Source organism: Pseudomonas sp. Os17 (genome assembly GCF_001547895.1).
Classification (GTDB): Bacteria; Pseudomonadota; Gammaproteobacteria; order Pseudomonadales; family Pseudomonadaceae; genus Aquipseudomonas.
On sequence record NZ_AP014627.1, the window covers coordinates 4,924,051 to 4,949,422 of the forward strand.

Here is a 25,372-nt window from a genome sequence, read left to right on the forward strand (position 1 = left end):
CCTGTGTAAGACGGGGAAGTTGGTCGCCATATTAATCAGTTTTTATCATGTTAAAAGCGGAATAATTCCGAGATAACAATCAGTATTTTCGATTATTTGCGAGACGCAACTTTTCGCTCCCGAGGCTCCAGCGAGTCCCGTTCACGATCGAAGGCCAGATAGTATTTGTTGACGCTATTAACATAGCTGACCGCGCCCATACCCACCTGCTCCATGGCGATCCGCTCCACCTGGAAAAACCACTGATTGGGATTGAGCCCTCGCCGCCGGGCTTCGCTGCGCATGCCCTGCACCCGTTCCGGCCCCATGTTGTAGGCGGCCAGGACAAAAGCCATGCGCTCGCGTTCGTTGAGCTTGGGACTGGCAAAGAACTTGCGACGAATCATCGCCAGGTACTTGGCTCCCGCCTGCACATTGTTATCGAGGGACTGGATATTGTTGACCCCGACCCGTTGCGCCGCCGAAGGCGTGATCTGCATCAGTCCGGTGGGGCCACTACCGCTCCTGGCGCTGGGTTGCAGAGCCGACTCCTTGAACGCCAGGGCCGCCAGATTCAGCCAGTCCATGCCCTGTTCCCCGGCATGCTTCTGCAGCACCGGACGCAGTTTCTCCAGGCGCTGTCGGTCGGCTTGGGCCAGGGGGTAATGCACCTGATACTGACGCCGATAGATGCGCAGGAACGCCACATCCTGATCCGCCGGGGTCTTATAGCTCTTGAGAAAACGGTCGATGCTGGCCCGCAGCATCGACGCATCGCGCCGCACAAACCAGTGCTCCTCGCCCGGCTCGCTGATCTTCAACTGTCGATCGAAACGCAGCTTGGGCAGGATCTTGCTCCAGCGCTCGGCAATCGGCTGCTCGACGATGGTCAGGTGAAAGATTCCCCCCTGGACCATTTCCAGCACGTCCTCCACCGCCAGACTCGGGTCCACCCACTCGACCTTGATCGGCGCCAGCTTGCGCAAGGCCAGTCGCTGATTGATCTGACTCACCGCCTCGCCGGCGGCACTGCCGGTGGTCAGGGTCAGCGTCTTGCCGGACAGCTGTTCGATCCGCGTGTAACGACGCTCGCCCTTGATACCCACCAACAGCAACGGAACATTGCTGACGATGGGATCGCTGGAACTGACCACATGGCCCGGCAGAGCCTCCAGTAATTCCCCTGGCGCCACCAGATCGCCCTCTCCCCGCTGCAACGCACCCAGCAACTGATCCTTGGCTTTGGGAATGATCTTGAGGCTGATTTCCTGTCCGTCACGGGCATGACCATTGAGGTATTGCTCGAACGCGCGCAAGCGATGGTATTCGACGCCGATGGCCTGTCCCTGGACCTCACCGGAGCTGTTGCGGCTCTGATTGACCAGCACCCGCAGCACGCGGCTGCTGCGGATCTCTGCCAGGTCGCGGACCTTGCCGGACGCGAGGGCTTCCGGCGGTCCGGCCAGACGGGCCAGCGCCGGCAAGGGCAGCAGCAGCGACAGGCACAGCGCGAGCAAGATCGAGGGTCGGGTCATCCGTTCTCCGCAGGAAATACTGTTCAACCCTTCGTCGTTTTTTGAAGGCTTGATCGACAGAAACAGAGCGCCTTGAGCGCTGGCAAGGTGCAAAAGAGCAGCGAAACGGCGGCACAATGCCCGGCCGCTACGTGCTTCTGGCAGCAAAAGACAGCGTTAACTCGTTGTAGTTCTTGGCTTTTCTTATAAATCTACAGCTCTGATATGCTTTCCGGCCGCAGGCGGAGATAGCACCATGCAACTCATCGATATCGGCGTCAACCTGACCAATCCCTGTTTTGCCGAAAAACACCAAGCCGTTCTCAATCGCGCCTATGAGGCCGGGGTCTGCCAATTGATCCTCACCGGAACCAGCGTCGATGGCAGCGAACAGGCCCTGGAACTGTGCCAGCAACTGGATGCCGATGGGCAAAGACTGTTCGCCACTGCGGGCCTGCACCCTCACTCTGCCAGCGACTGGAATGCCGACAGTCCGCGGCGCTTGCGCGCCCTGCTCAGCGAGCCACGGATACGGGCGGTGGGCGAATGCGGGCTGGACTTCAACCGCGACTTCTCCCCTCGCCCGCAGCAGGAAAAGGTCCTGGAAGAGCACCTGGCCCTGGCGGCCGAACTGCAACTGCCGGTGTTCCTCCACGAACGCGACGCCAACCAGCGTCTGCTGGACATTCTGCGAGACTTTCGTGACCGTTTGCCGGCGGCCGTGGTGCATTGCTTTACCGGCGAGCAACGAGCGCTGTTCAGCTACCTCGACCTGGACCTGCATATCGGCATCACCGGCTGGATTTGCGACGAACGCCGGGGCACCCATCTGCATCCACTGGTGCGCAACATCCCCCGGGGACGCCTGATGCTGGAAAGCGACGCCCCTTACCTGCTGCCCCGCAGCCTGCGGCCGAAACCGAAAAATGGCCGTAACGAACCGGCCTACCTGACAGAAGTCCTGCGGGAAGTGGCTCTGCACCGGGACGAAACGCCGCAAGACCTGGCCAGCCACAGCACGGCCTGCTCCAGAGCCTTTTTCAACTTGCCAGAAATTGCTTGACCCATATCAAGATTTTTCCGAGATCATAGCGGCACAATACTGGCACCTTGCCAATACTGTTTCGCTCAATCAGAGAAGACCTTCTATGGGTGCCTGGCTTAGCAATATCTCGCTGAAATACAAATTCTGGGCGGTCAATGCGGTCGCCTTCGTCACCACCCTGTTATTGGTGCTGTACGCGGTGCAACTGGAGCAGCAGGCCCGTAGTCAGGCCGCACAGGCCGCAGCCCGGAGCCAGGCACATCTGCTCAATGCCTGGCCTGCGGGACAGCCCTTGCCCAGTGGCGAGAACCTGTTGGCCTTCTCCCAGGGCCAGACTCCCAGCCTCAACGAACAGGCCTTGCCTGAACTGAACGGCGCCAACGGCTGGGTCGAAATCAATCACATGCCGCTCTTCGGCGACAACCCGCTGCTGGGTGCCGAGGTCGTCAGCCGCGCCAATGGCCAGCAGGTTGCCGTACTGGCCCACGCACCGAGCCTGGCTCAGGTCTTCAGCGACCGCTTCACCAATTACGCCGTGGCCGTCTTCATCCTGATGTTCGCCATGCTTTGCGCCTCGCAGTTGCTGATCCGCTTTCTCCTCAGCCAGCTCAACACCCTCAAGGATGTGATGCTGCATGTGGAGAAAACCGGCGACCTGTCGGCCCGGGTGCCGCTGTCCTGCAAGGACGAAGTCGGCCAGATGGCCAGCGCCTTCAATGCCATGCAGGCCGGTTACCAGCGGGTGGTGAACACCGTGGCCAACACCGCTCGCCAGCTGGATCAGGGCGCCGCGCGCCTGGCCTCGAGCATGAACGATGTGCGTCACGGCATGCTCGGTCAGCAAAGTGAAACCGATCAGGCCGCCACTGCCATCAACGAAATGTCCGCCACCGTCTTCCACATCGCCCAGCACGCCGGCGCCACCCGGGACCTGTCCCAGACCGCCGACACCCTGGCCGGCACCGGCCATGAAGTGGTCGGCCGAGTGCAGAAGTCCATTGCCGGGCTCTCCAACGGCGTGCAGCAAACCGCCGAGATGATTCAAAAGCTCGCGGAAGACAGCCAGAAGATCAACGGCGTGGTCAACGTGATCCACAGCATCGCCGAACAGACCAACCTGTTGGCTCTCAACGCCGCCATCGAAGCCGCCAGAGCCGGCGAAATGGGCCGCGGCTTTGCCGTGGTGGCCGACGAGGTGCGCAATCTGGCCAAACGCGTACAGTCTTCCACCGACGAGATCACCGGCATGGTCGCAGCCTTGCAGGCAGGCACCCGGGACGCCGTGGACTTCATGCAGGAGAGCTCATTCAAGGCCGACGACTGCGTGCAGCAGGCCCAGGAAGCCGGGGCGGCTCTGGCGGAGATCACCGGCGCGGTGGCGCAGATGCGCGAAAGCAATACGCAGATTGCCGTGGCCGCAGAACAACAAAGCCAGGTGGCCGAAGAAATGAACCGGGCGGTGGTGAGCATCCGCGACGTCACCGAAAACACCGTGCAACAGACCGTGGCCTCCGCCACCACCAGCAGTGAACTGGCGACCCTGGCCGGCGAACTGAGCAAGGCCATCGGCCAACTGAAACTCTGATCCCCTGCACATGCCCGCTGGCTATCGGAGCGATAGCCAGCCTTGATTCGCCCTCTCCCGACCTCGCCCCTATTCTTGGTTCACGAGTTTTCAAGAACTGAGGATGATCACCATGGGCAAACGTCACCCCAATCTTCCGGCCTGGCAATGGCGCGTCTACCCGCAGAGCCACCAGCACCCGACCAATCTGGTGTTGCACCTGATTGCCGTACCGCTGTTCATCGTCGGTTTTCTGCTGATTGTCTCGGGCGTGTTTTCCCTGAGTTTCCTGAGTCTGGCCATCGGCCTGGTCGGTGTATTGGCCGCCCTGGGCCTGCAACGCCACGGCCATAGCCTGGAAGCCCAAGCCGTCGAGCCTTTCACTGATCGCCAGGACGCCGTGCAACGCCTGCTGGTGGAACAGTTTCTGACCTTCCCGCGCTTTGTCCTCAGCGGTGCCTGGTGGCGGGCCTGGTTGCAACGCCACCGGCACTGAGGCCTCAGGCGAAGATGGTCACCGTCTGCCGGCTCAGAGCAATCAGTTGTCCATCGGGACTCCAGAGTGCCGCCGCCGCGTGGCCGTAACCGTCGCGGGCATGTTCGGTTTCCACCCGGTACTTGCACCAGTCCAGGGTGCTGACTGGCAGCAGCGGCTGCACGAACTCGATGGTCCAGGTCAGGGTGCTGCCGGCGGCCGGCTTGCTCAGGTGCGGCAACAAGGCCGGCGGCCAGGCATCCACCAGCGCCAGGATGTGCGCCTCGGTCACGGGTTCTTCCTTGACCTCCCCGCGCAAACGCACCCAGCCGCCCATGTCCCGGGAACGGTTGCCGGTAAAGGGCAGGCCGCCAACGCTCCAGCGCATCGCCAGATGGCGCATGAACTCCGGCGTTACGCCCTTGATGTAGGGCAGCTCCTGGCAGTCATCCCAGTGTTTCATCTCGGGCGCAGGTTCGGCGTCAATCGTCACCGAAGACTCGCGTGAGGCGCCAAAGCTGCCCTGCACCAGGGTCACCACCTGGCCTTCCTGCATCACCCGCCCCAATACCTGGCTAACCGCCTTGCCTTCACGCAGGACATCCACTTCAAAACTGACCGGAACGTCCGGCGCCACGGGCCCGACAAAAGTGACCGCCAAAGAGCGCACCGGGCGGTCGGCCGGAACCTTGGCGCGCATCGCTTCGTACTGCAGGGCGACCACCAGGCCACCGAAACTGGCGCGACCTTGAGCCCACTCGGCCGGAATGGTCAGCGCCTGGGGCTGGCTGCGAACGGCTTCGAGCAAATCATAGAAACGCATGAAAACCTCGGGGGCAAAAAAAAGACTCAGGGATCTTAACCAGCGCCTTAGAGCCGCACAGCCACTATTCCGGCCAAAGCAGCGGACAGATAAGCCGCACAACGACAATCACTTTCGCAAGCAATCGTCGTACAACTGGTCCAGCACCTGGTCAGCTGCGGTTTCGGCCTTGAGCATGGTTCGACGCCAGACGGCGACACAGGGCAGCAGATCCGCTTGCTGCTCGGCCTGCGCCAGCCACTGCCAGCAGTCATGCCAATCCCCCAGGGCGCCCTGGGCCGCCTTGAGACGTTTCATCGCCAGCGCCGGCAAACGATCGAGCTCGGGATAGGCATCGGCCGCGTAGCGCACACGCTTGATCAACAGCCGCAAACGATGGCGATCGTGAGCGGGATCCTGCAGCGCCTTGCCCAGGGCTTTCCACTGCTTGGCCAGGCGCTTCTCAATCCGCACGCGCAAACCTCGGAGCAAACCCTGGCGCTGGCAAGCCCGCAGGAATCGCGGAAACGCATCCAGTACCAGGAACAGCTGGGCCAGCTGGGGTCCGCCAGCCACTGCCGAATACTCCCGGCGCAACTGGGCGGTGCGCCGCTCGGCGGCAAGGTGCTGGCCATGCTGGTGCAGATAAGCCGCCAGTACTTCACGGTCACGAATCGGCGTTGTCAGTTGCCCGACCGCGCCGGCTGCCGCCTCCAACTGCTCGACACCGGGCAGGCCGCGCAACGGGCGCAACAGGCTGCGCAAGCGGCGCACGGTGATGCGCAAGTCGTGCAGCGCCTCGGCATCGGTGGCCGCCGCCATGCGCGCCTGACAAGCCAGCAAGCTCACTTCCAGGCTCAGGATCTGAACCACCAATCGATCAACCAAGGCACACATCACGGGTTCCCCAATACGACGTGCAAGCCTGAATTCGGCTTATCCAGCTCAAGAATGAAAACGTGGACCCGTGACCGGCATTGCGCCCGGTCACGGCCCCACGCTATGAGGGTTGCCGCTTCAGCGTAGCGCCTGGCGCGACTCAGCGCCCGGCACGCGACTCGCGAATGTAGAAGCGCGCCTTCTCGGCTTTCTTGGTGCAGCCTTCAAAGGCTTCGAATTGCTGCTGGGTCTTGGCACCGGTCAGCAGCGACAGGGCCTTGGAATAGCTCACGGTGCCAGCGAACCCTTCGGCCTTGGCCAGGTCCAGCTCATGCCAGGCGGCGTCCAGCTGAGTGCCGCAACTGTCGCGGTAGGCGGTCTTGCCCGCGCAACCGGTCAGAACCAATGCAATCAGGGGCAAACAGATCCAGGCTTTCATCAATGACACCTCAGGAAAAAGAAACAGTCGTACAGGTTAAGACGATGGCAGCCGCGAAAAGTGCCTGACTCGACCTTTGGAAAATATAGCCGCAGGAGCATAGCGTCACCGCCCCATCGCCCCTAGGAAAAAACACTGATGCAAGCCGCAGGCGCATCAGCAATTGAACCCCGGGGCGCTATGGGTGCATTGTTGCAGCCTGTTTGGCGAAGGGACGAATCATGAACAAACGTGTTGCATTGGTCCTCGGCTCAGGAGGCGCACGCGGGTATGCCCATATCGGGGTCATCGAGGAGATCGAAAGACGCGGGTATGACATTGCCTGCATCGCCGGTTGCTCGATGGGCGCGGTGGTGGGCGGCATCTACGCGGCGGGCAAGCTCGCCGAGTACCGGGAATGGATCGAAAGCCTGGACTACCTCGATGTGCTGCGCCTGGTGGACGTGAGCTTCCGCCTGGGGGCGATTCGCGGCGAAAAGGTCTTCGGCCAGATCCGCAAGATCGTCGGTGACGTCAACATCGAAGACCTGCGCATTCCCTACACCGCCGTGGCCACCGACCTCACCAACCAACAGGAGATCTGGTTCCAGGAGGGCTGCCTGCATCAGGCCATGCGCGCCTCGGCGGCCATTCCCAGCCTGTTCACCCCAGTGATGCAGGGCAATCGCATGCTGGTGGACGGCGGCCTGCTCAACCCGCTACCGATCGTGCCGGTGGTGTCCAGTCATTGCGACCTGATCATCGCGGTCAACCTCAACTCCACCAACCAGCGCCATTACCAGTTGCCGGTGATCCAACGCCCGCCGGCGTTCAAGAGCCGCTTCGACAGCCTGATCAATTCCCTGGGCTCGCACCTGCCGTTCCGCCGCAAGCAGGCCGAGCAACTGTTGCTGCTCGAACAGGAAGCCTTCAAGAGCGAAGCGGCCGACATCAATCCCTGGGTCGAAGGCGCCGAGCCGGAGGCCCAGCAACCGGCGGCCGCACCGGAAACCGAAGGCGCGCCCAAGTCCGCCAGTGGTTCATTCATCATCGACAACGTCGGCCCGGCGTCGCTGCTGGACCTGGTGAACCAGAGCTTCGAGGTGATGCAGACCTCCCTGGCGCAGTACAAGATTGCCGGCTACCCGCCGGACATCCTGATCAACGTGCCCAAGCGCGTGTGCCGGTTCTTCGAGTTCTACAAGGCGCCTGAGCTGATCGCCCTGGGGCGGGAAATCGCCAGCGACACCCTGGACCGCTACGAACAGGAACAGCGCTGAGCCAGCAAGAGCCGAGCCCGACAGCTCAGGAATCACCGCCCAACAGCCGGTAGCCCACTCCCGCCTCGGTCACGATGAACCGAGGCCGAGTCGGATCGTCCGCCAGTTTCTGCCGCAGATGCCCGACCACGATCCGCAGGTAGTGGCTGTCCTCGGTGTGGGTTGGTCCCCAGATGTCCTTGAGCAACTGCTGCTGGGTGATCACCCGCCCGGGATGCCGTGCCAGCTGCGCCAGCACGGCGTATTCCTTGCGGGTCAGGGCCACTTCAAGACCGTCCAGAAGTACCCGGCGATAGGCCAGGTCCACCGTCAACGGCCCCACCTGCAAGGCCGCTTCCTGCACCTCGCCGGCGGGCGCCTGGCGCAGCAGGGCACGGATGCGTGCCAGGAATTCCTGGATGCCGAAGGGTTTGGTCACGTAGTCATTGGCGCCGCCATCCAGGGCTTCGACCTTCTGCACTTCGCTGGCGCGCACCGAAAGCACCAGCACCGGCACCGTCGACCACTCGCGAAACTCGCGCAGGACCTGCTGGCCATCCATGTCCGGCAGCCCCAGATCGAGCACCAGCAGGTCCGGTTTGTTCAGCGCCGCCTGGGCCAGGCCTTCGGCACCGGCTCCGGCTTCAATCACTTTGTATCCTTGTGACGCCAGGCTGATGCGCAGGAACTTGCGGATCTGCGGCTCGTCGTCGATGACCAGGATGGTCGCGGTCTGGCTCATGGGTTCAATTCAAGGCAAATAAGAGGCAAAAGAGTAGCGCACGCCGGGCCACATCCAAATGGCCTTCGTGCGCGCTGGCAGTGTTGCGGATCACGGCTTGTCACAGGTCGTTCTCCAGCTCCGGCTGGGTCTGCAGCGGCAGGTGCAAGGTGATGCAAGTGCCCTGGCCGTCGATGCCTTCGGCGACGCTGATATGCCCGCCATGGGCGCCGACCATGCCCTGACAGATCGCCAGCCCCAGGCCCGTGCCCTGCCCGCCACGATCGCCGCGGGCGGAGGTGTAGAACATGTCGAAGATCTTCGCCCGCTCCTCCTCGGGAATCCCCGGCCCCTCGTCGCTGACGGCAAAGCTCAACTCCCCCTCACCGGCACTGACTTTCAGCTGCAAACGCCCTTGGGGCGGCGAGAAGCGTGCGGCGTTTTCCAGGACATTGACCAGCGCCTGCTCGATCAGGGCCGCATGGACATAGAGCAGCGGCAGGTCCGGCGGCAGCTCGGTGCTCACCCGCAACGGCGCCAGCACCACCCGCAGACGGTTGAGGGCACTGCCGACTATGTCCCCCGGCGCCACCCAGTCCCGGGCCAGCTTCAACGCACCATGCCCAAGCCGGGTCATGTCCAGCAGGTTCTGGATATAGCGATCCAGGCGCTCGGCTTCATCCCGCGTCCCTTCGAGCAATTCGCGCCGATCTTCCAGGGGGATCGCCTCCCCCAGGGCCAGCAGGCTGTCGATACTGCCGCGCATCGACGTCAGCGGCGTGCGCAGGTCGTGAGACACCGAGGCCAGCAAGGCACTGCGCAACTGTTCGGTTTCGCCGTGCAGGCGCGCCGCCTCCAGGTCCTCGGCCAGACGCGCCCGGGCCAGGGCCTGGGCCAGGGGCTGGCTGAGGGCCGTGAGCAGGCGCCGGCGCTGACCGCTGAACTCCTCGCCTTCCCTGGGACACACGCCCAACAGCCCCAGGGGACCGTCGTCCACCGAGAGCGGCCACCACCACCAGCGTCCGAATGGCAGGGTCCCGGTGCCCAGGCCCGCCGGTTGATCATGCTGCCAGGCCCAGTCCGCCGCGGCCCGCTCGGCCTCGGAAAACTGCAGCGAACCGCCGGTCTCGACTTTCCAGCCGCCCTGCCCGTCGCGATTGAGCAGGCAGATGCGCAATTCATCGCGACCGTGCAGGTGCTGGGCTGCGGCGCTGATCACCGCCTGCCGATCGGTGGCGGCCGTGAGCTTGCGCGACAGATCGAGCAACTCGCCGGTTTCCTCCTGGGTTTCACGCAGCGCCTGCAGCTGCCGCCGCTGGCGCGCCGCCAGGTTGCCGGTGAGCGCCGCCATGAGCAGGAAGAACAACAGGGTCAGCACATCCTCTTCTCGTTGGATGGCAAACGAGAAACTGGGCGGGATAAACAGAAAGTCATAGGCCAAAAACGACAGCGCGGCGCAGGCCAGGGCCGGCCCCAGGCTGCTGCGCACCGCCACCAGCAACACCGCGGCGAGAAACACCAGCGAGATGTTCGGCAGCGGCAGGACACTGGCCACACCCCAGGCCAGGGCACTGGCCAGAACGGTGGCCAACAGCGCCAGGCCATAGTCGAACCACTGCAGGGAATGCTGGCTGCGCAAGCCCGGCTGATGCGGCAGAGGATCGGTGTCCAGGACATTGATCTCCAGGCCCTCGGCGTTGCGCAACAGGCGCGCCGCCAGGCCGCCGCCAAACCAGCGCCGACGCCAGCGACGACTGGACTGCCCCACCAGCAGCAAACTGGCACGGCGTTCGGCGGCGTGCTGGATCAAGGTCTTGGCCACCTCGCCGGCGCGCAGCAGCACCACCTCCCCGCCCAGGCGCTCAGCCAGTTGCTGCGCCGCCTGCAACCGCAGGCGCGATTGCTCGTCCTGCAGCCGGCCATTGTCCACATGCACCAGGCTCCAGGGCAGGTGCCGACGCTGGGCCACGCGACTGGCATGGCGCACCAGGCGCTCGGCCTGGGCATCGCCGTCAATGCCCACCAGCAAACGCCCCCGCACCGCCGGCGCCGCCTGGCCAAGCTGGCGGTAGCCCAGGGCCAGGTCGTTATCCACCTGGGCCGCGGCGGTCTGCATCGCCAACTCGCGCAAGGCGGTGAGATTGGTCTGGGTAAAGAACGCATCGATGGCCGCCCGCGCCTGCTCCGGCACATAGACCTTGCCGTCCCGCAGGCGCTCCAGCAGCTCTCGTGGCGGCAGGTCAACCAGCAGCAGTTCATAGGCTTCCTGCAGCACCCAGTCGGGCAGGGTTTCACGCACCTGGACCCCGGTGATGCCGCGGACCTGATCATTCAGGCTTTCCAGGTGCTGGACATTGACCGTGGTGAACACGTCGATGCCGGCCGCCAGCAGTTCCTGAATATCCTGCCAGCGCTTGGCGTGCCGACTGCCGGGGGCATTGCTGTGGGCCAGCTCATCCACCAGCACCAGCTTGGGCTTGGCCTTGAGCAGGCCGTCCAGGTCCATTTCCTCGAGCATCACCCCGCGGTATTCCGAACGCACCAGGGGCTGCTGCGGCAAACCGGCCAGCAGCGCCTCGGTCTCGGCGCGCCCGTGGGTTTCCACCACCCCGGCGAGCACCTTGACCCCTTGGCGCAGTTGCGTGTGGGCAGCCTGGAGCATGGCGTAGGTCTTGCCGACGCCGGGAGCGGCACCGAGGAAGACCTTGAGCCGGCCACGACCGTCACGGGGCAGTTCAGCGAGCAGCGCATCGGCGCGACCGGAATCACTCATGGGGTATCTCTCTGCAACGAAACATTCAATTCACCAGGCACTCTAGCTGCCGCCGCCGGCGCCAGCGCTTACAACTGGTCCAGGGCTTGATTCAGGGTCAGCACATTGACCACCGGTGGCCCCACCAGGGGCCGCTGGGTATGTGCCGCCACCAGGGCCCGCAGCTGGTCCGCCGGCAGATTGCGCGCCGCCGCGACCCGCGCCAGTTGATAGTCAATTGCCTCGGGTGGCAAGTGCGGATCAAGGCCGCTGCCCGAGGTGGTGAGCAGGGCCAGGGGCACCGGGCCCTGACCCGCAACCTGGAGCTTGTGGGCATCGTCGATCACCCGGGTGGCCAGGGCCGGGTTGCTCGGCGCCAGGTTGCTGGCAGAGCTGGATACCGTGGCAAAGGCCCCCGCCGAAGGACGCGGATGGAACCAGGCATCGCCGACAAAATCCTGGGCAATCAGGGCCGAGCCCCGCACCTTGCCCTCGGCATCACGCACCAGGCTGCCGTTGGCCTGGTCCGCAAACGCGACCTGGGCCACTCCAGTGACCACCAGCGGATAAGCCACGCCGGTGATCAGGGTCATCAACACCATCAGGCTCAAGGCCGGACGCAATACGCTAGTCATTTCTCATTCCTCGATTCATTCGGTCACGTGCAGGAGCCGGCTGCCGGCGATCAGGTCGCAAACCTTGCTGCGTCCTGCGCCGGCCAGCGGCGGGCTACACCAGGTGCAGCGCGGTCAGCAGCATGTCGATCAGCTTGATCCCGACAAAGGGCACCACTATCCCGCCCACGCCATAGACCAGCAGGTTGCGCCGCAGCAGGTGGGCGGCGCTGGCCGCCTGGACCCGCACGCCACGCAGCGCCAGGGGGATCAGCACCACGATGATCAGGGCGTTGAACACGATCGCCGAAAGGATCGCGCTCTGCGGGCTGGTCAGTTGCATGATGTTGAGCACGCCCAGCTGTGGATAAATCGCCGCGAACAACGCCGGCAGGATGGCGAAGTACTTGGCCACGTCGTTGGCAATGGAAAAGGTGGTCAGGGCGCCACGGGTCACCAGCAGCTCCTTGCCGATCTGCACCACGTCCAGCAGCTTGGTCGGATCGCTATCTAGGTCGACCATGTTGGCCGCCTCGCGGGCCGCCTGGGTGCCGTCGTTCATCGCCATGCCGACATCGGCCTGGGCCAGTGCCGGGGCGTCGTTGGCGCCGTCGCCGCACATGGCCACCAGACGCCCGTCGTTCTGCTCATGACGGATGCGCGCCAGTTTCTTTTCCGGCGTGGCCTCGGCCAGCACATCATCGACCCCGGCCTCCGCCGCGATGGCGGCGGCGGTCAGCGGGTTGTCGCCGGTGACCATGACGGTGCGGATCCCCAGCTTGCGCAACTCGGCGAAACGCTCGCGGATACCGGGCTTGACCACGTCCTTGAGGTGAATGGCGCCGAGCATCCGGCCTTCGCCACAGACCAGCAGCGGCGTGCCGCCGCTCTGGGCGATCTTGTCGATCTCCCGGGACAGGGCCGGGGCCAGGTCGCGGCGCTCCAGGCCGACGAAACTCAGTACCGAATCCACCGCGCCCTTGCGATAGATCCGCCCCTGGTAATCGACGCCGGAAAGGCGAGTTTCCGCACTGAACGGCACGGCGGTCAACACATCGCTGGCCGGCTCGGGCTGTGGATAAAGTTCGCGCAGGTACTCGACGATGGATTTGCCTTCGGCGGTGTCATCCGCCAGGGAGGCCAGCAAGGCCGCCTCCGCCAGTTCCCGGGCGTTGACCCCGGGAGCCGGGTGGATGGCGCTGCAACGACGGTTGCCGAAGGTGATGGTGCCGGTCTTGTCCAGCAACAGCACGTGCACGTCCCCTGCCGCTTCCACCGCACGACCGGATTTGGCGATCACGTTCAGGCGCACCAGTCGATCCATCCCGGCGATCCCGATCGCCGACAGAAGGCCGCCAATGGTGGTGGGGATCAGGGTCACCAGCAACGCCACCAGGAACACCAGCGGCAGGCTGCCATTGGCGAAGTGGGCGAACGGCTGCAGGGTCACCACCACCAGCAGGAAAATCAGGGTCAAGCCGATCAGCAAGATGTCCAGGGCCACTTCATTGGGGGTCTTCTGCCGCTTGGCGCCCTCCACCAGGGCAATCATGCGATCCAGGGTCGACTCTCCGGGGTTGCTGGTGATGCGCACCAGCAGCCAGTCGGAAACCAACCGGGTATTGCCGGTCACCGCCGAACGATCCCCACCGGATTCGCGGATCACCGGCGCCGACTCACCAGTAATCGCCGCCTCGTTGACCGCGGCGATGCCCTCGATCACCTCGCCGTCCCCGGGGATCATTTCCCCGGCTTCGACTCGAACCACATCGCCTTTGCGCAGTTGGGTCGCCGGCACCAGCTGATAGCCGCCATCGGCGCTCCGGCGCCGGGCGCTCAAGCCCTCGCTACCGGCCTTGAGGCTGTCGGCGCGAGCCTTGCCCCGACCTTCGGCCAGGGCTTCGGCGAAGTTGGCAAACAGCACCGTGAACCACAGCCACAGGGCGATCTGGGCAGCGACGAAAGTCGGCACCGCAGTGTCCGGCACGAAACACAGCACGGTGGTCAGGAGCGCCGTCAACTCCACCACCAGCATCACCGGCGAGCGCTGCAACTGGCGCGGATCGAGCTTGACGAAGGCCTGGATCAGCGCCGGACGCCACAGGGCCGAGATCGCGGTGCCCGACGCTTCGGCCTTGGCCGGCTTGGTCTTGGCGGGCGCATCGGCAGCCTTGTTTGAGGCAGGAACATGCATATTCATCATCAGGTCCTCAGAAGCCCATGCTCAGGTGTTCGGCGATAGGGCCCAGCGCCAGGGTCGGCAGGAAGGTCAGGCCCCCCACCAGCAAAATGGTCACGGTCAGCAAGGCCACGAACAACGGGCCATGGGTGGGGAAACTGTTCAGGCCGATGGGCGCGGTTTTCTTCAAGCCCAGGCTGCCGGCCAGGGCCAGCACCGGCAGGATGTAGCCGAAACGCCCGATCAGCATGCCCAGGCCCAGCATCAGGTTGTGGAACGGGGTATTGGCGCTGAAGCCGCCAAATGCCGAACCGTTGTTGGCGCTGGCCGAGGTGTAGGCGTACAGCAACTGGCTGAAGCCGTGGGGCCCCGGGTTGCTGATGGCAGCGGCCGGGCCCGGCAGGCTGGCGGCCAGGGCGCCCAGGACCAGGACACCAATCGGCATCACCATCAGGGTCACCACCAGCAGTTGCACTTCCTTGGCCTGAAGCTTCTTGCCCAGGTATTCCGGGGTGCGGCCGATCATCAATCCAGCCAGGAACACCGCAATCAGCACGTTCAGCAGCATGCCGTAGAGACCAGCCCCCACGCCGCCGAAGATCACTTCGCCGACCATCATGTTGATCAGCGCCACCATGCCACTGAGCGGGTTGAGGCTGTCATGCATGCCGTTTACCGAGCCATTGGAGGCGGCGGTGGTGGTCACCGACCAGAGCACCGTGGCAGTGGTGCCGAAGCGTGCCTCCTTGCCTTCCAGAGGGGCGGTCTGTTCTACCGCAGCGTTCTGCAACGCCGGGTTGGGCTGGTATTCGGCCCACAGCGAGGTGGCGCCGCCGATCAGGAACAGGGCGAACATGCAGGCGATGATGGCGCGGCTCTGGCGCAGGTCCTTGACGTAATGGCCGAAGGTAAACACCAGGGCCACCGGAATCAGGATGATCGACACCAGTTCCAGCAGGTTGCTCCAGGCGGTGGGGTTCTCGAAGGGATGCGCCGAATTGACGCCGAAGAAGCCACCGCCGTTGGTGCCCAGCTGCTTGATAGCGATCTGGCTGGCTGCCGGGCCCAGGGGGATCACCTGCTCGTTGCCTTGCAGGGTCAGGGCGTCCACGTAATGGGCAAAGGTCTGCGGCACGCCCTGCCAGACCAGGAACAGGGCCAGCAGCAGGCACAGGGGCAGCAGGCCATAAAGGGTCGCGCGGGTCATGTCGACCCAGAAATTGCCCAGGGTGCGAACCGAACGCCGGCCGATGCCGCGGCACAGGGCAACCAGCACCGCCAGGCCGGTGGCCGCGCTGACGAAGTTCTGCACGGTCAGGCCCACCATCTGACTGAGGTAGCTCAGGGAGGCTTCACCGCTGTAGGACTGCCAGTTGGTATTGGTCATGAAACTGACCGCCGTGTTGAACGCCAGGGTCCATTCCTGCCCAGGAAGATGCTGCGGGTTGAGCGGCAAGTGATCCTGGAACAGCAGGATGGCGAACAGCAGGACAAAGCCGGCAAAGTTGAACGCCAGCAGGGCCAGGGCGTATTTCTGCCAGCTCTGCTCCACCTGCGGATCGACCCCGGAAACCCGGTAACAGACACGCTCCACCGGCCCCAGCAGCGGCGTCAGCCAGGTACGCTGGCCTTCCATGACCCGGTAGTAGAAACGTCCCAGCCAGGGCGCCGGCAACAGCACCAGGGCGAAAAAGGCCAGGATCAGCCAATAGTCATAACTGTGCATAACCGCAGCTCCTAGTTCCGGTCCGCGCGCAACAGCGCAACCAGTAGATAAACGAACAGGCCCACTGCCAGCAGCAGCGACACCGCGTCCAGAATGTTCATGGAATGTCTCCGAGGTACGGCGATTGCCGCGAATGCCGTCATTGTCCGCAGGGTCGCTGTAAAGGAACGAGATCGACGGGGTGGGCAGCCCATAAAGAAAGCGTAAAGACTGGGTTGGCGCGCACGGTGGCAGGACGGGCCTGAGAGGCCAACAGCGGTCGTGCCCCAAAAAGAAGCGCGAGGACAGCGCGGGTGGAAGGGAATCAGCGGCGAAAAAGCGGGAAATATCCTCGATACGACAGCTTTCCCGGCTTTACGACGCGGGTTGCTGGGCTGGCATGGCTGCTGCAGCGGCCTGTCCCGAGCACTGTCAACCGTTCAGGGAGCCACCGATGAACACACAACTCAAACCCACCTTGGGCACGCTGCATTTATGGGGAATCGCGGTTGGCCTGGTGATTTCCGGAGAGTATTTCGGCTGGAGCTATGGTTGGGGGGTCGCCGGGACCCTGGGCTTTTTGCTGACCTCCTTACTGGTCGCAACCATGTATACCTGCTTTATATTCAGTTTCACCGAGCTGACCACCGCCATTCCCCATGCGGGAGGCCCGTTTGCCTACAGCCGTCGCGCCTTCGGCGAGAAAGGCGGCTTGATCGCCGGATTGGCCACCCTGATCGAATTCGTCTTCGCCCCACCGGCCATCGCCCTGGCGATTGGAGCCTATCTGAATGTGCAGTTTCCGGCGCTGGATCCCAAGCACGCTGCGGTGGGCGCTTACATCGTCTTCATGGGCCTGAACATTCTCGGGGTGAAACTGGCGGCCACCTTCGAGCTGGTGGTCTGTGTGTTGGCGGTGGCGGAACTCCTGGTCTTCATGGGGGTGGTGGCCCCGGCCTTCAGCTTCAGCAATTTTGCCCTCAATGGCTGGGCCGGTGCCGACACCTTCGGCGCTCCGGCGATCGCCGGGATGTTCGCCGCGATTCCCTTCGCCATCTGGTTCTTCCTGGCCATCGAGGGCGCCGCCATGGCCGCCGAGGAAGCCAAGGATCCCAAGCGCACCATTCCCAAGGCCTATATCAGCGGCATTCTGACCCTGGTGCTGCTGGCCATGGGTGTCATGTTCTTCGCCGGCGGCGTGGGCGACTGGCGCACCCTGTCGAACATCAACGATCCTTTGCCCCAGGCAATGAAGGCGGTGGTCGGCGACAGTTCCGGCTGGCTGCACATGCTGGTGTGGATCGGTCTGTTCGGACTGGTCGCCAGTTTTCACGGGATCATCCTCGGCTATTCGCGGCAGTTCTTCGCCCTGGCCCGGGCCGGTTACCTGCCCGCTTCCCTGGCCAGGCTGTCGCGCTTTCAAACACCGCACCGAGCAATCATCGCCGGCGGCCTGATCGGCATCGCCGCGATCTACAGCGACGGCCTGATCAACCTGGGCGGCATGACCCTCACCGCGGCGATGATCACCATGGCCGTGTTCGGCGCCATCGTGATGTACATCATGAGCATGCTCAGCCTGTTCAAACTGCGCCGGGCCGAACCGAACCTGCCACGCAGCTTTCGTGCTCCTGGCTATCCGCTGATACCGGGGATCGCCCTGATCCTGGCCGTGGTGTGCCTGGTTGCCATGGCTTGGTTCAACGCCCTGATCGGCCTGATTTTCCTGGCTTTCATGGTGCTGGGCTTCATCTACTTCCAACTCACCGCACAACTGCGGGCCAATGCTCCGGCGGATGCCATGCTCACCGGGCTGTAAGCATCGGTCGCCACTGGCCAGGGCAATCGGGCATACAATGGAACCCCTGCGCAGTGCTTTAACTCAAAGCATTACAGGCCGTGCCGAGGACGAACCTTCGTCCTCGGGAACTGCCGTTCAAGGAGAGTCCTATGCCCTGGTATGCCTGGTTGATCCTGGTGGTTGCTATCGGTTCGATCGTCGGCGGCTTGATGCTGCTGCGCGACACCGCCAACAAGGTGGAGTTGACCGATGAGCAGCGTAAACGCGTGGCGCAACGCAACGCGGAAATGGATGCCAAGGAAGCACGAGATCGTTGATCCCCAGCCCCTTCACCGACGGATGAAGGGGCTATTTCGTGCCCTACTGTTCCCATTCGGCCTTGGCGATATGCAAGCCGTGCATTCCTTTGTAGGCCGCGCGCTGCGGCTGGCTCCAGCCTTCGAGCAGGGTTTCGTCGAGACGATAGATCTCGACCCCCAGCGGCCGGCATACGCTCAAGGGATCCTGGGCATCCGGGCCCCACATCGGTAGCGACAGATCACCGCCCGGGCAGGTCGACAACGCACACAGCAAGTCGATCTCGGCAAAGAACTCCAGATAATCGCCCTTCTGTGCCGGACAGGCCTTCATGAAGTACATGTCGTCGTGATTCAGGCCGGTGCACTGGAAGATGTTCAAGACATCGTGCACGTCAAACTCGGTCAGCCCGTGGGGCAGCACCGCCCGGGTCAGGTTGGAGTGACAGTGGTGGTGGAAGTCCTCGCCGGTGAGCATACGGTTGACATAGGGATCACAACGGGTGCCCAACAGGTCGTGAAGGCGACCGCCGTGCTCATCAATGCCGTAATTCGCCAGGCTGTCATCGGTGATGGTGACCAGGGGCCGAAGAAAAGGCAGGTTCGACCAGAGTCGATCGTGGGTACTGACGTGAGCCCCTTGCAATTGCCGGGTCCGGGCCGCCCATAACCTTTCCCGCGGGTCGTTGGCATTCCAGACGTTGAAATCGCCCACCTGCGGCCCTGCCGGAGTGGTGACGCGAAACACATGTCCGGCGGGAACCTTCCAGGCACGCCCGGTGCGGATCGGCACCTCAAATTGCTCGACCAGCGTGCGCTGCTCACGGCTGTCGCGAATACGTTCATAGAACGCCGTGTCCACCTGCAGCGCCGAACCTTTACTGACCTGGTAAGCCGCTGGATAGTCTTTGTACATGGGTATCGCCCTCGCTCAGTGACGTAAGGATTGGCTGAACATGCTCAACAACAAGCGCTCGGAGTCGTCCAGATACGTTTCCATGGCCTCGCCGGCGGAGGTTCTGTCCCCCTCTGCCAAGCACTGGTAAATGATCCGGTCACGCATCAGCCAGGGGGCCTGAAACTGCGCTTCGTCCGGCGCGTTGCAAAACACCAGGCGCAACTGTGCGACCACATTGGTGAAGAACTCATCGAACAGCGGCGAATCCAGCAACCCCACCACATGCTGATGGAAGCGCAAACCATGGGTACCGACGGCGCGCCAGTCTTCACGTTCCCGGGCCAGCTCGGCCGCTTCGATGGCATCAAGCATGCGCTCGGACTGCAGCTCACACAGAGGGCGGGCGCCGGCGATCGCCTGCAACTCGAGAGTGCGGCGTACCCGAAACAGGTCCCGTATGTCGTCATGACCGAGACGGCGAACCACCACGCCCTTATGCCGGACATAAAGGGCCAGGCCCTCCTGACCCAAACGGTGCAGTGCTTCACGAATGGTGTTGCGAGAGGCGTTGTAACTGTTGACCAGCTCGCTTTCCACCAGCGGCATGCCAGGCAGCAAGCGACCGCCGATGATGTCTGCACGCAGTTCCACGGTGATCTGGTCCGCCAGGGATAAACCGTTGCTCATGGAGGCGCCTCTGGATTGTTCAACAACTTTTGATCAATCAGCAAACAATTATCGTGCCAAACCTCCATGAGACTCCTAACAGCAATACCTGTCAGAACGCTGTACCTACAGATAAAGCCTACAAGAAGGTGCGGCGTGATCTGACCATCCTTGGTTAAAATGGCGCTCTAGATGTGGAGGTTTCTCAAATGCGTTATTCAGCAGACCATAAAGCCCAGACTCACCAACGCATTATCAAAGAAGCTTCGGAACGCTTTCGCCGTGATGGAATAGGCGCAACGGGGTTGCAACCCCTGATGAAGGCGCTGGGCTTGACCCATGGCGGTTTCTACTCCCACTTCAAATCCAAGGATGAGCTGGTAGAGGAAGCACTAAGCTCAGCGGCCCAAGACCTGGATGCCCATTGCGCCACCTTGTTCGCACAAGCGCAGCCGCTACAGGCGTTTATCGACAACTACCTGTCCGAATGGCACCGGACTTCCCCCCATCTGGGCTGCCCGCTACCGACCATGAGCGCGGAGCTCGGCCAACGTGGCCAACCCAGCCCCGTCACCGATGCAGTACTGAACACCAGGCTCGCGCAACTGGAAGACACCCTGGAAGGCGATAACAAAGCGCAGCGCAGCCTGATGATCATGTCGACCCTGGTGGGTGCGCTGATGCTCTCGCGCAGCGTGGAAAACGCTGAATTGGGCGAGCGGATTCTGGATGTTGTCGCCAATGGCCTGAAGGAGCGGGAGCTTAAGTAACACCGCCCGCTCCAGACAACGCTCGAAGGCAGTGAACGCTTGCGACCTGACATCCCTGAGTCGCTAAAACCATCCATGACTTCGCCACAGGTTCACTTGCGAGCCAGAAGCCCTCAGACATGCCAGAGGCCGGTGGAAGTCCGGCCTCTGGTGATTACAGAATCAAATCAATTGACCTCGAGCTTGTCCCGATTGCGCTCCAGGATGGTCTTGCCAATCCCCTTGACCTCCAACAGCTCATCCACCGAAGCAAAAGGGCCATTCTCTTCGCGATAAGCAACAATCGCCTTGGCCTTGGCCTCGCCAATACCGAAGAGCTCGCGCTGCAGTAAGGCCTGGTCAGCGGTATTGATATTGACCTTGCCACTTTGAGCGGTTGCCAGCTCCACGATTTCGGGAGAGCTGGCCGGCGCGTTGACAAGAGGAGCCGCTTGAGTGGTAAGCGAAAGACTGGCCAGGAAGGCAAAGATCAGAGAGAGGAAATACGAGTTTTGCATAATGACGCTCCATGACATCGAGTAAGGAAAGCAGCTTTTCCGAAGCTGCCTTCCAAACCTAGGTGATGCGGGAGGCAAGTCAAAGGCGGGAGAGTTACTGCGTATGTAGCCTCAGGGTTTGAGGCGGTGCTGCTGATAAACCCAGTCGACAATTTCGCCATCCGGTGTATAGCCACTCACCGTCTCACGGAGCAACTGGCGAACCCTTGCATAATCATCTGCGTCCAGCGCAGCAAGGAGCTCACTGAGCTTGCCTTTCAGTGAATCCCAAGGCAGATGGTCTTCATTGGCACTCATGATCATCGGATGCTGAGTAGCCACTACGTTATCACCAATCAGCAACTCTTCGTAAAGCTTTTCACCAGGACGCAGACCGGTAAACTCGATGGCGATATCACCGTGGGGATTTTTTTCCGAGCGTATGCTCAGCCCGGAGAGATGAATCATCTTTTCTGCCAGCTCGACAATTTTTACTGGCTCGCCCATGTCCAATACAAAAACATCACCACCCTGCCCCATCGACCCTGCCTGAATAACTAACTGCGCAGCCTCAGGAATGGTCATGAAGTAGCGAGTAATTTTCGGATGGGTGACCGTCAATGGGCCGCCGGCTTTGATCTGTTTGTGGAACAGCGGAATGACCGATCCCGAGGAGCCCAATACGTTGCCGAAACGCACCATGGTGAAACGGGTTTTATTGACCCTTGAAATATTCGACGGGTCATTGAATAACACCGGAGCCACTTCTTTGCTTAAGGCCTGCAGAGTGAGCTCCGCCAAACGTTTGGTGCTGCCCATTACATTGGTTGGGCGAACAGCCTTGTCAGTGGAAATCAGTACAAAGTTGGCAACACCGGACTGCAAGGCAGCTTGTGCAGTGTTGAGTGTGCCTATCACATTGTTGAGCACGCCCTCCGCAATATTATGCTCCACCATAGGCACGTGTTTATAAGCCGCTGCATGATAGACCGTCGCGACGTTCCAGGTCTTCATGACCGACAACAACTTCTCAAAGTTACGCACCGATCCTAGAATCGGAAGCAGTTTTACAGCGCGCGCCTCACGCGTTCGCCGCTGTTCAAGCTCGGACAAGATACTGTAAAGATTGAACTCACTATGCTCGAACAATATTAACGTAGTAGGGTTCAGACTCAGAATCTGCCGACATAGTTCAGAGCCAATAGATCCGCCGGCACCTGTCACCAGGACGGTTTGTCCCTGGATGCAATGCGCCAGCAAATCCCCTTGAGCGGGAACAGAGTCACGACCGAGCAAGTCAGCAATGTCTACTTCTTGAATGTCATCTACCTTCACTCGACCACTGGCAAGATCCATGAATCCGGGAACACTACGGACATGAAGAGGGAACCCCTCAAGAAAACCAAGGATTTCTCTACGACGACTGCGAGTTGATGAAGGAATTGCCAGAAGTATCTCTTCTGCTCCGGTGTCGTCGATCATTTGCTGCAAATGCTTGGGTTTATATACCTGCAACCCAGCGATCATTCTGTCGGCAATACTGCTGTCATCATCGATAAATGCGACTGGGCGCATAAGACGCCCTAATCGCAACGCTGCAACTAACTGATTACCTGCGGCCCCTGCGCCATAGATCGCCACTTTGGGCAAACCATCATCACGATTGGTGAACGGTACATGCTGAGCAGCCGTGAACCAATCCCCGAGAAAGTAATGACGCATAACCAGTCTGAGCCCACCGATCATAACCATACTCAACCACCAATAGTTGAATACAATTGAACGTGGCACTACGGTTTGATGATTACTGTAGAGATAGACAACCAATGCAAGAACCAATGCAGATAAGGTTACCGCCTTGACTATTGCAATGAGGGCATCGTTCCCGAAGTAACGCATGACTGCACGGTACATTCCGAACCTGATGAATAATGGAATAGCAACAACAGGTGCACTGGCAAAAAGCCAGAAATGCACAACAAAGGGGTTAGTGAGTTCATCAAAGCCCAGCCTCACAACGAACGCCATCCACAATGCCGCCCATACCAAAAAGATATCGGTGATCACTTGCAGGACTCGTTTTTGTCGGCGCGGGAGCCTCAAGAGACGTGTTCGTATTTTATCCATAATCGCTTCTATGAGCCCCAGCCCCTTTCCTCAATATCAGTTTTAGCGCCAATGGGGAGCTTTCTTTGGCAGCCCATGATATTGACCACTATCAGGCGGTTTTCTCAAGCTTGCCAGCATTAAACCTAGCAGCAAGGAAAACCAACGGCGCATAAGCCAATACCGTGCCTATAGTACCATCCAGATCGAAGAGCCCCACCCATATGGCTATCGGAAACAACCAAAAAATATTGATTACCATGACCGCTAAGGTCACAGGCAAATGCCTACCAATCTGACGCGACGCAAACTGATAAGCATGACTACGATGGGCTTCATAAACTTTATCGCCACGTAACAATCTACGCATCAGCGTAAAGGTCGCATCAACAATAAATACACCGAGAAGAATCACCCACACCCAGAGGAAGCGCGACGAAACCCACGCCGCCTGTATTGATAAGATCCCCAGCACTAGACCAAGAAAACCACTACCCGCATCCCCCATGAAGATACGCGCAGGAGGAAAATTCCAATACAAAAAACCCAAAACGGCCATAACCAATAATAACGGTGCCCAGATCAAAGATGTATCTCCGGCCAGCCAATAGATAAGACATGCGCCAAGGCATGCCGTAACAGCCTGAACACTGGCTATTCCATCAATACCGTCCATAAAATTATATAAATTAAGCATCCAGACCAGATAGAAAACGGCTAAAAGATGACCAACCCAAGACAGATCGAAATCGACTCCCAATAACTGAACAGCTGGCAAGCCACGTATCCAGAACATTGCCCAAATAGCGGCAGAGAAATGTGCAACTAGTCGCCAACGTGCAGCTATATGCCCATGATCATCCAGAAAACCAACCACAGCTATGAGCCCACCTGCGCCCCATAGAGTCCAGATAAATGACCAAGACAAATCAGCAAAAAATGACAGGAAAGGGACTGCCGCAAGAAAACTCAAGACAATTGCTACCCCTCCTCCTCTTGGAGTAGGAACAGAATGGGAACTACGATGATTGGGAATATCCAGCAAGCTGCGAGTTAACGCGTAACGCCGCAACCCCCATGTTAAAAAGAGCGAGATACCAAGTACCGCCAACATCAACCACAAAATCACCATGTAAAATCCACACCCTGAGACCGAATAAAAAAGATAACCAGCATTACCCCTCTTAGATACATCCAGCTTTCAACACACCACACAGCGATAGAAACTAAGTTTCTCCCTCAAGAAAATGTTTGGCCGTAAGAATAAGCGCCGAATCTACACTGACAGGCGGAACCCACCCCAACAGTTCGCGATTTTTTGCAATATCAACTTGAAGCGAACCACATAATCGCTGAGAAAGTGATGTCCTTCCTAACAGACCAGCAAAAAATGTCAAAATACCGCTCGGCACCGGCAATAAGCGAGCAGGCTTACCCAGTGCATCCCCCATCTTTCTCATCAATGCAGTAGTTGATAGATCGTCCCCATCACTAACCAAAAAAACTTGATTTGCGGCCTCGGGATGATTAATGCAAGTTACAATTAGGTCTACCAAATTATCCAATGCCACTAAGCTTCTTCGATTGTGTATGGAGCCGAAGGGTAAGGGAACTCCTTTATACAAGTACTGCATCATAGTCAAAAAATTCGCCTTAACTCCGGGACCATAAACAAGCGGTGGACGAATGATCACTACCTCCATCCCCGTTTGCGAGGCAATACTTAAAAGTCCTTTTTCCGCCTCCATCTTCGAGATGCCATAAGGGTCAAGCGGGAGTAACTCTGAATCGGCAGTATAGGGGATACCGAGTGACGTCCCCTCACCATTGACTTTGATGGAGCTGATAAATATAAAACGACGCACTCCTCTTTGGGCTGCTTGTCGCGCCAGTTTTAGCGTTCCTTCCACATTCACCTTTCGAAACGAAGCAAGAGGATCCACAGAGAACTCTTGCATCACATGAACACGGGCTGCTGCATGTATGACAACATCACAATCGGGCAGAATCTGAGTCCAATCAGTAGCACCATCTATCTGGTTGATCTGAACTGCATTCGTAGTGGCTGCTAAGCCCTGCAATGGCTTGCGTATTGCGACGGTTAATTGATGAGCTGAAATACTAGACAAGCGCTCAACAACAGCCCGTCCTACAAAACCGGAAGCGCCCGTCAAAAGGACTCTACTCATGATTTAACATACCTTACTCAACACGACGCTACAGAATAACAGCTGAAAAACTTGAAATTTCATTATGCGCTTGCAAGGGCATGGCGAACCAAGCCCTTCATGAAACACCAAAATCCGAAAAAATAAAATCTACGAATAACTCACTACAGCCAACGCCCACCTGAATAGATGAGTACTACACAAAGCCTAAATAAAGATCAAAACTCGAAAAGGCTAAGCGCCCCCCCTAAAAAACAATCAAGAAAAATCAAACCATATAATCTA

23 protein-coding genes are annotated in these 25,372 nt (G+C 60.3%); 7 read left to right on the forward strand and 16 right to left on the reverse strand.

Features of this window, described 5'->3' with window-relative positions; translation table 11 throughout:
* Positions 1–92 precede the first annotated feature (92 nt).
* A complete protein-coding gene (locus tag POS17_RS21475; protein WP_060840432.1) occupies positions 93–1,514 on the reverse strand; it encodes a transglycosylase SLT domain-containing protein in 1,422 nt (473 codons plus the stop codon).
* A 235-nt stretch (positions 1,515–1,749) separates the two neighbouring features.
* Between POS17_RS21475 and POS17_RS21480 the strand changes: the two genes are divergently transcribed.
* The 3 genes from POS17_RS21480 to POS17_RS21490 all read left to right on the forward strand — a co-directional run bounded on the left by POS17_RS21480 (position 1,750) and on the right by POS17_RS21490 (position 4,598).
* Entirely contained in the window at positions 1,750–2,556 is an 807-nt protein-coding gene (locus tag POS17_RS21480; protein ID WP_060840433.1) for a TatD family hydrolase, read from the forward strand.
* An 85-nt stretch (positions 2,557–2,641) separates the two neighbouring features.
* Positions 2,642–4,123: a methyl-accepting chemotaxis protein gene (locus POS17_RS21485; RefSeq protein WP_060840434.1), complete on the forward strand. Its 1,482-nt coding sequence runs from the start codon at positions 2,642–2,644 to the stop codon at positions 4,121–4,123.
* A gap of 112 nt (positions 4,124–4,235) precedes the next feature.
* Entirely contained in the window at positions 4,236–4,598 is a 363-nt protein-coding gene (locus POS17_RS21490) for a terminase (protein ID WP_060841993.1), read from the forward strand.
* A 4-nt stretch (positions 4,599–4,602) separates the two neighbouring features.
* Here POS17_RS21490 and POS17_RS21495 read toward each other — a convergent pair whose 3' ends face one another.
* The 3 genes from POS17_RS21495 to POS17_RS21505 all read right to left on the reverse strand — a co-directional run bounded on the left by POS17_RS21495 (position 4,603) and on the right by POS17_RS21505 (position 6,697).
* The gene (locus POS17_RS21495; protein WP_060840435.1) at positions 4,603–5,400 is read right to left on the reverse strand and encodes an acyl-CoA thioesterase; all 798 of its coding nucleotides are present in this window, start codon (positions 5,398–5,400) and stop codon (positions 4,603–4,605) included.
* A 108-nt stretch (positions 5,401–5,508) separates the two neighbouring features.
* A complete protein-coding gene (locus POS17_RS21500) occupies positions 5,509–6,276 on the reverse strand; it encodes a CHAD domain-containing protein (RefSeq protein ID WP_060840436.1) in 768 nt (255 codons plus the stop codon).
* A gap of 142 nt (positions 6,277–6,418) precedes the next feature.
* Positions 6,419–6,697, reverse strand: a complete 279-nt coding sequence (locus POS17_RS21505; protein WP_016964073.1) for a hypothetical protein — start codon at positions 6,695–6,697, stop codon at positions 6,419–6,421.
* A 221-nt stretch (positions 6,698–6,918) separates the two neighbouring features.
* Here POS17_RS21505 and POS17_RS21510 point away from each other — a divergent pair, with 221 nt between their 5' ends.
* Positions 6,919–7,956 carry a patatin-like phospholipase family protein gene (locus POS17_RS21510; protein ID WP_060840437.1) on the forward strand — a complete coding sequence of 346 codons (1,038 nt, stop codon included), beginning with the start codon at positions 6,919–6,921 and terminating at the stop codon, positions 7,954–7,956.
* Positions 7,957–7,981: 25 nt separating this feature from the next.
* On the opposite strand, the gene POS17_RS21515 is transcribed toward POS17_RS21510, so the two are convergent.
* From POS17_RS21515 to kdpF, 6 genes are all read right to left on the reverse strand, one after another.
* Positions 7,982–8,677 (reverse strand): response regulator, encoded by a 696-nt coding sequence (locus POS17_RS21515; protein WP_060840438.1) that lies wholly within the window; start codon positions 8,675–8,677, stop codon positions 7,982–7,984.
* Between the two features lie 100 nt (positions 8,678–8,777).
* Positions 8,778–11,429 carry a sensor histidine kinase gene (locus tag POS17_RS21520; protein WP_060840439.1) on the reverse strand — a complete coding sequence of 884 codons (2,652 nt, stop codon included), beginning with the start codon at positions 11,427–11,429 and terminating at the stop codon, positions 8,778–8,780.
* 68 nt (positions 11,430–11,497) lie between these two features.
* Complete coding sequence (kdpC, locus tag POS17_RS21525; protein WP_060840440.1) at positions 11,498–12,043, reverse strand: potassium-transporting ATPase subunit KdpC; 546 nt, start codon at positions 12,041–12,043, stop codon at positions 11,498–11,500.
* 94 nt (positions 12,044–12,137) lie between these two features.
* Positions 12,138–14,222: a potassium-transporting ATPase subunit KdpB gene (gene kdpB, locus POS17_RS21530; RefSeq protein ID WP_060840441.1), complete on the reverse strand. Its 2,085-nt coding sequence runs from the start codon at positions 14,220–14,222 to the stop codon at positions 12,138–12,140.
* 10 nt (positions 14,223–14,232) lie between these two features.
* Entirely contained in the window at positions 14,233–15,927 is a 1,695-nt protein-coding gene (gene kdpA / locus POS17_RS21535; protein WP_060840442.1) for a potassium-transporting ATPase subunit KdpA, read from the reverse strand.
* An 11-nt stretch (positions 15,928–15,938) separates the two neighbouring features.
* Positions 15,939–16,028, reverse strand: coding sequence for a K(+)-transporting ATPase subunit F (kdpF, locus tag POS17_RS21540; RefSeq protein ID WP_016964080.1), 90 nt, complete (start codon positions 16,026–16,028; stop codon positions 15,939–15,941).
* 332 nt (positions 16,029–16,360) lie between these two features.
* On the opposite strand from kdpF, the gene eat reads away from it, so the two are divergent.
* Together eat and POS17_RS31205 are read left to right on the forward strand one after the other, a co-directional pair.
* Positions 16,361–17,725, forward strand: a complete 1,365-nt coding sequence (eat, locus tag POS17_RS21545; RefSeq protein WP_060840443.1) for an ethanolamine permease — start codon at positions 16,361–16,363, stop codon at positions 17,723–17,725.
* A 131-nt stretch (positions 17,726–17,856) separates the two neighbouring features.
* Positions 17,857–18,024: a DUF2897 family protein gene (locus tag POS17_RS31205; RefSeq protein ID WP_082729282.1), complete on the forward strand. Its 168-nt coding sequence runs from the start codon at positions 17,857–17,859 to the stop codon at positions 18,022–18,024.
* A gap of 43 nt (positions 18,025–18,067) precedes the next feature.
* Here POS17_RS31205 and POS17_RS21550 read toward each other — a convergent pair whose 3' ends face one another.
* Both POS17_RS21550 and POS17_RS21555 read right to left on the reverse strand, forming a co-directional pair.
* Positions 18,068–18,919 carry an urea carboxylase-associated family protein gene (locus tag POS17_RS21550; protein ID WP_060840444.1) on the reverse strand — a complete coding sequence of 284 codons (852 nt, stop codon included), beginning with the start codon at positions 18,917–18,919 and terminating at the stop codon, positions 18,068–18,070.
* A 15-nt stretch (positions 18,920–18,934) separates the two neighbouring features.
* Positions 18,935–19,588: a GntR family transcriptional regulator gene (locus tag POS17_RS21555; protein WP_060840445.1), complete on the reverse strand. Its 654-nt coding sequence runs from the start codon at positions 19,586–19,588 to the stop codon at positions 18,935–18,937.
* Between the two features lie 188 nt (positions 19,589–19,776).
* On the opposite strand from POS17_RS21555, the gene POS17_RS21560 reads away from it, so the two are divergent.
* Complete coding sequence (locus POS17_RS21560; protein ID WP_060840446.1) at positions 19,777–20,337, forward strand: TetR/AcrR family transcriptional regulator; 561 nt, start codon at positions 19,777–19,779, stop codon at positions 20,335–20,337.
* A 167-nt stretch (positions 20,338–20,504) separates the two neighbouring features.
* Here POS17_RS21560 and POS17_RS21565 read toward each other — a convergent pair whose 3' ends face one another.
* The 4 genes from POS17_RS21565 to POS17_RS31210 form a co-directional block, all read right to left on the reverse strand.
* Complete coding sequence (locus tag POS17_RS21565; RefSeq protein WP_060840447.1) at positions 20,505–20,834, reverse strand: ComEA family DNA-binding protein; 330 nt, start codon at positions 20,832–20,834, stop codon at positions 20,505–20,507.
* 111 nt (positions 20,835–20,945) lie between these two features.
* Positions 20,946–22,940, reverse strand: a complete 1,995-nt coding sequence (locus POS17_RS21570; RefSeq protein ID WP_060840448.1) for a polysaccharide biosynthesis protein — start codon at positions 22,938–22,940, stop codon at positions 20,946–20,948.
* Positions 22,941–23,031: 91 nt separating this feature from the next.
* On the reverse strand, positions 23,032–24,051 hold the full coding sequence (locus POS17_RS21575; RefSeq protein ID WP_173655913.1) for an MraY family glycosyltransferase: 1,020 nt from the start codon (positions 24,049–24,051) through the stop codon (positions 23,032–23,034).
* Positions 24,052–24,145: 94 nt separating this feature from the next.
* Positions 24,146–25,108: a UDP-glucose 4-epimerase family protein gene (locus tag POS17_RS31210; RefSeq protein ID WP_082729920.1), complete on the reverse strand. Its 963-nt coding sequence runs from the start codon at positions 25,106–25,108 to the stop codon at positions 24,146–24,148.
* Positions 25,109–25,372: the final 264 nt, after the last annotated feature.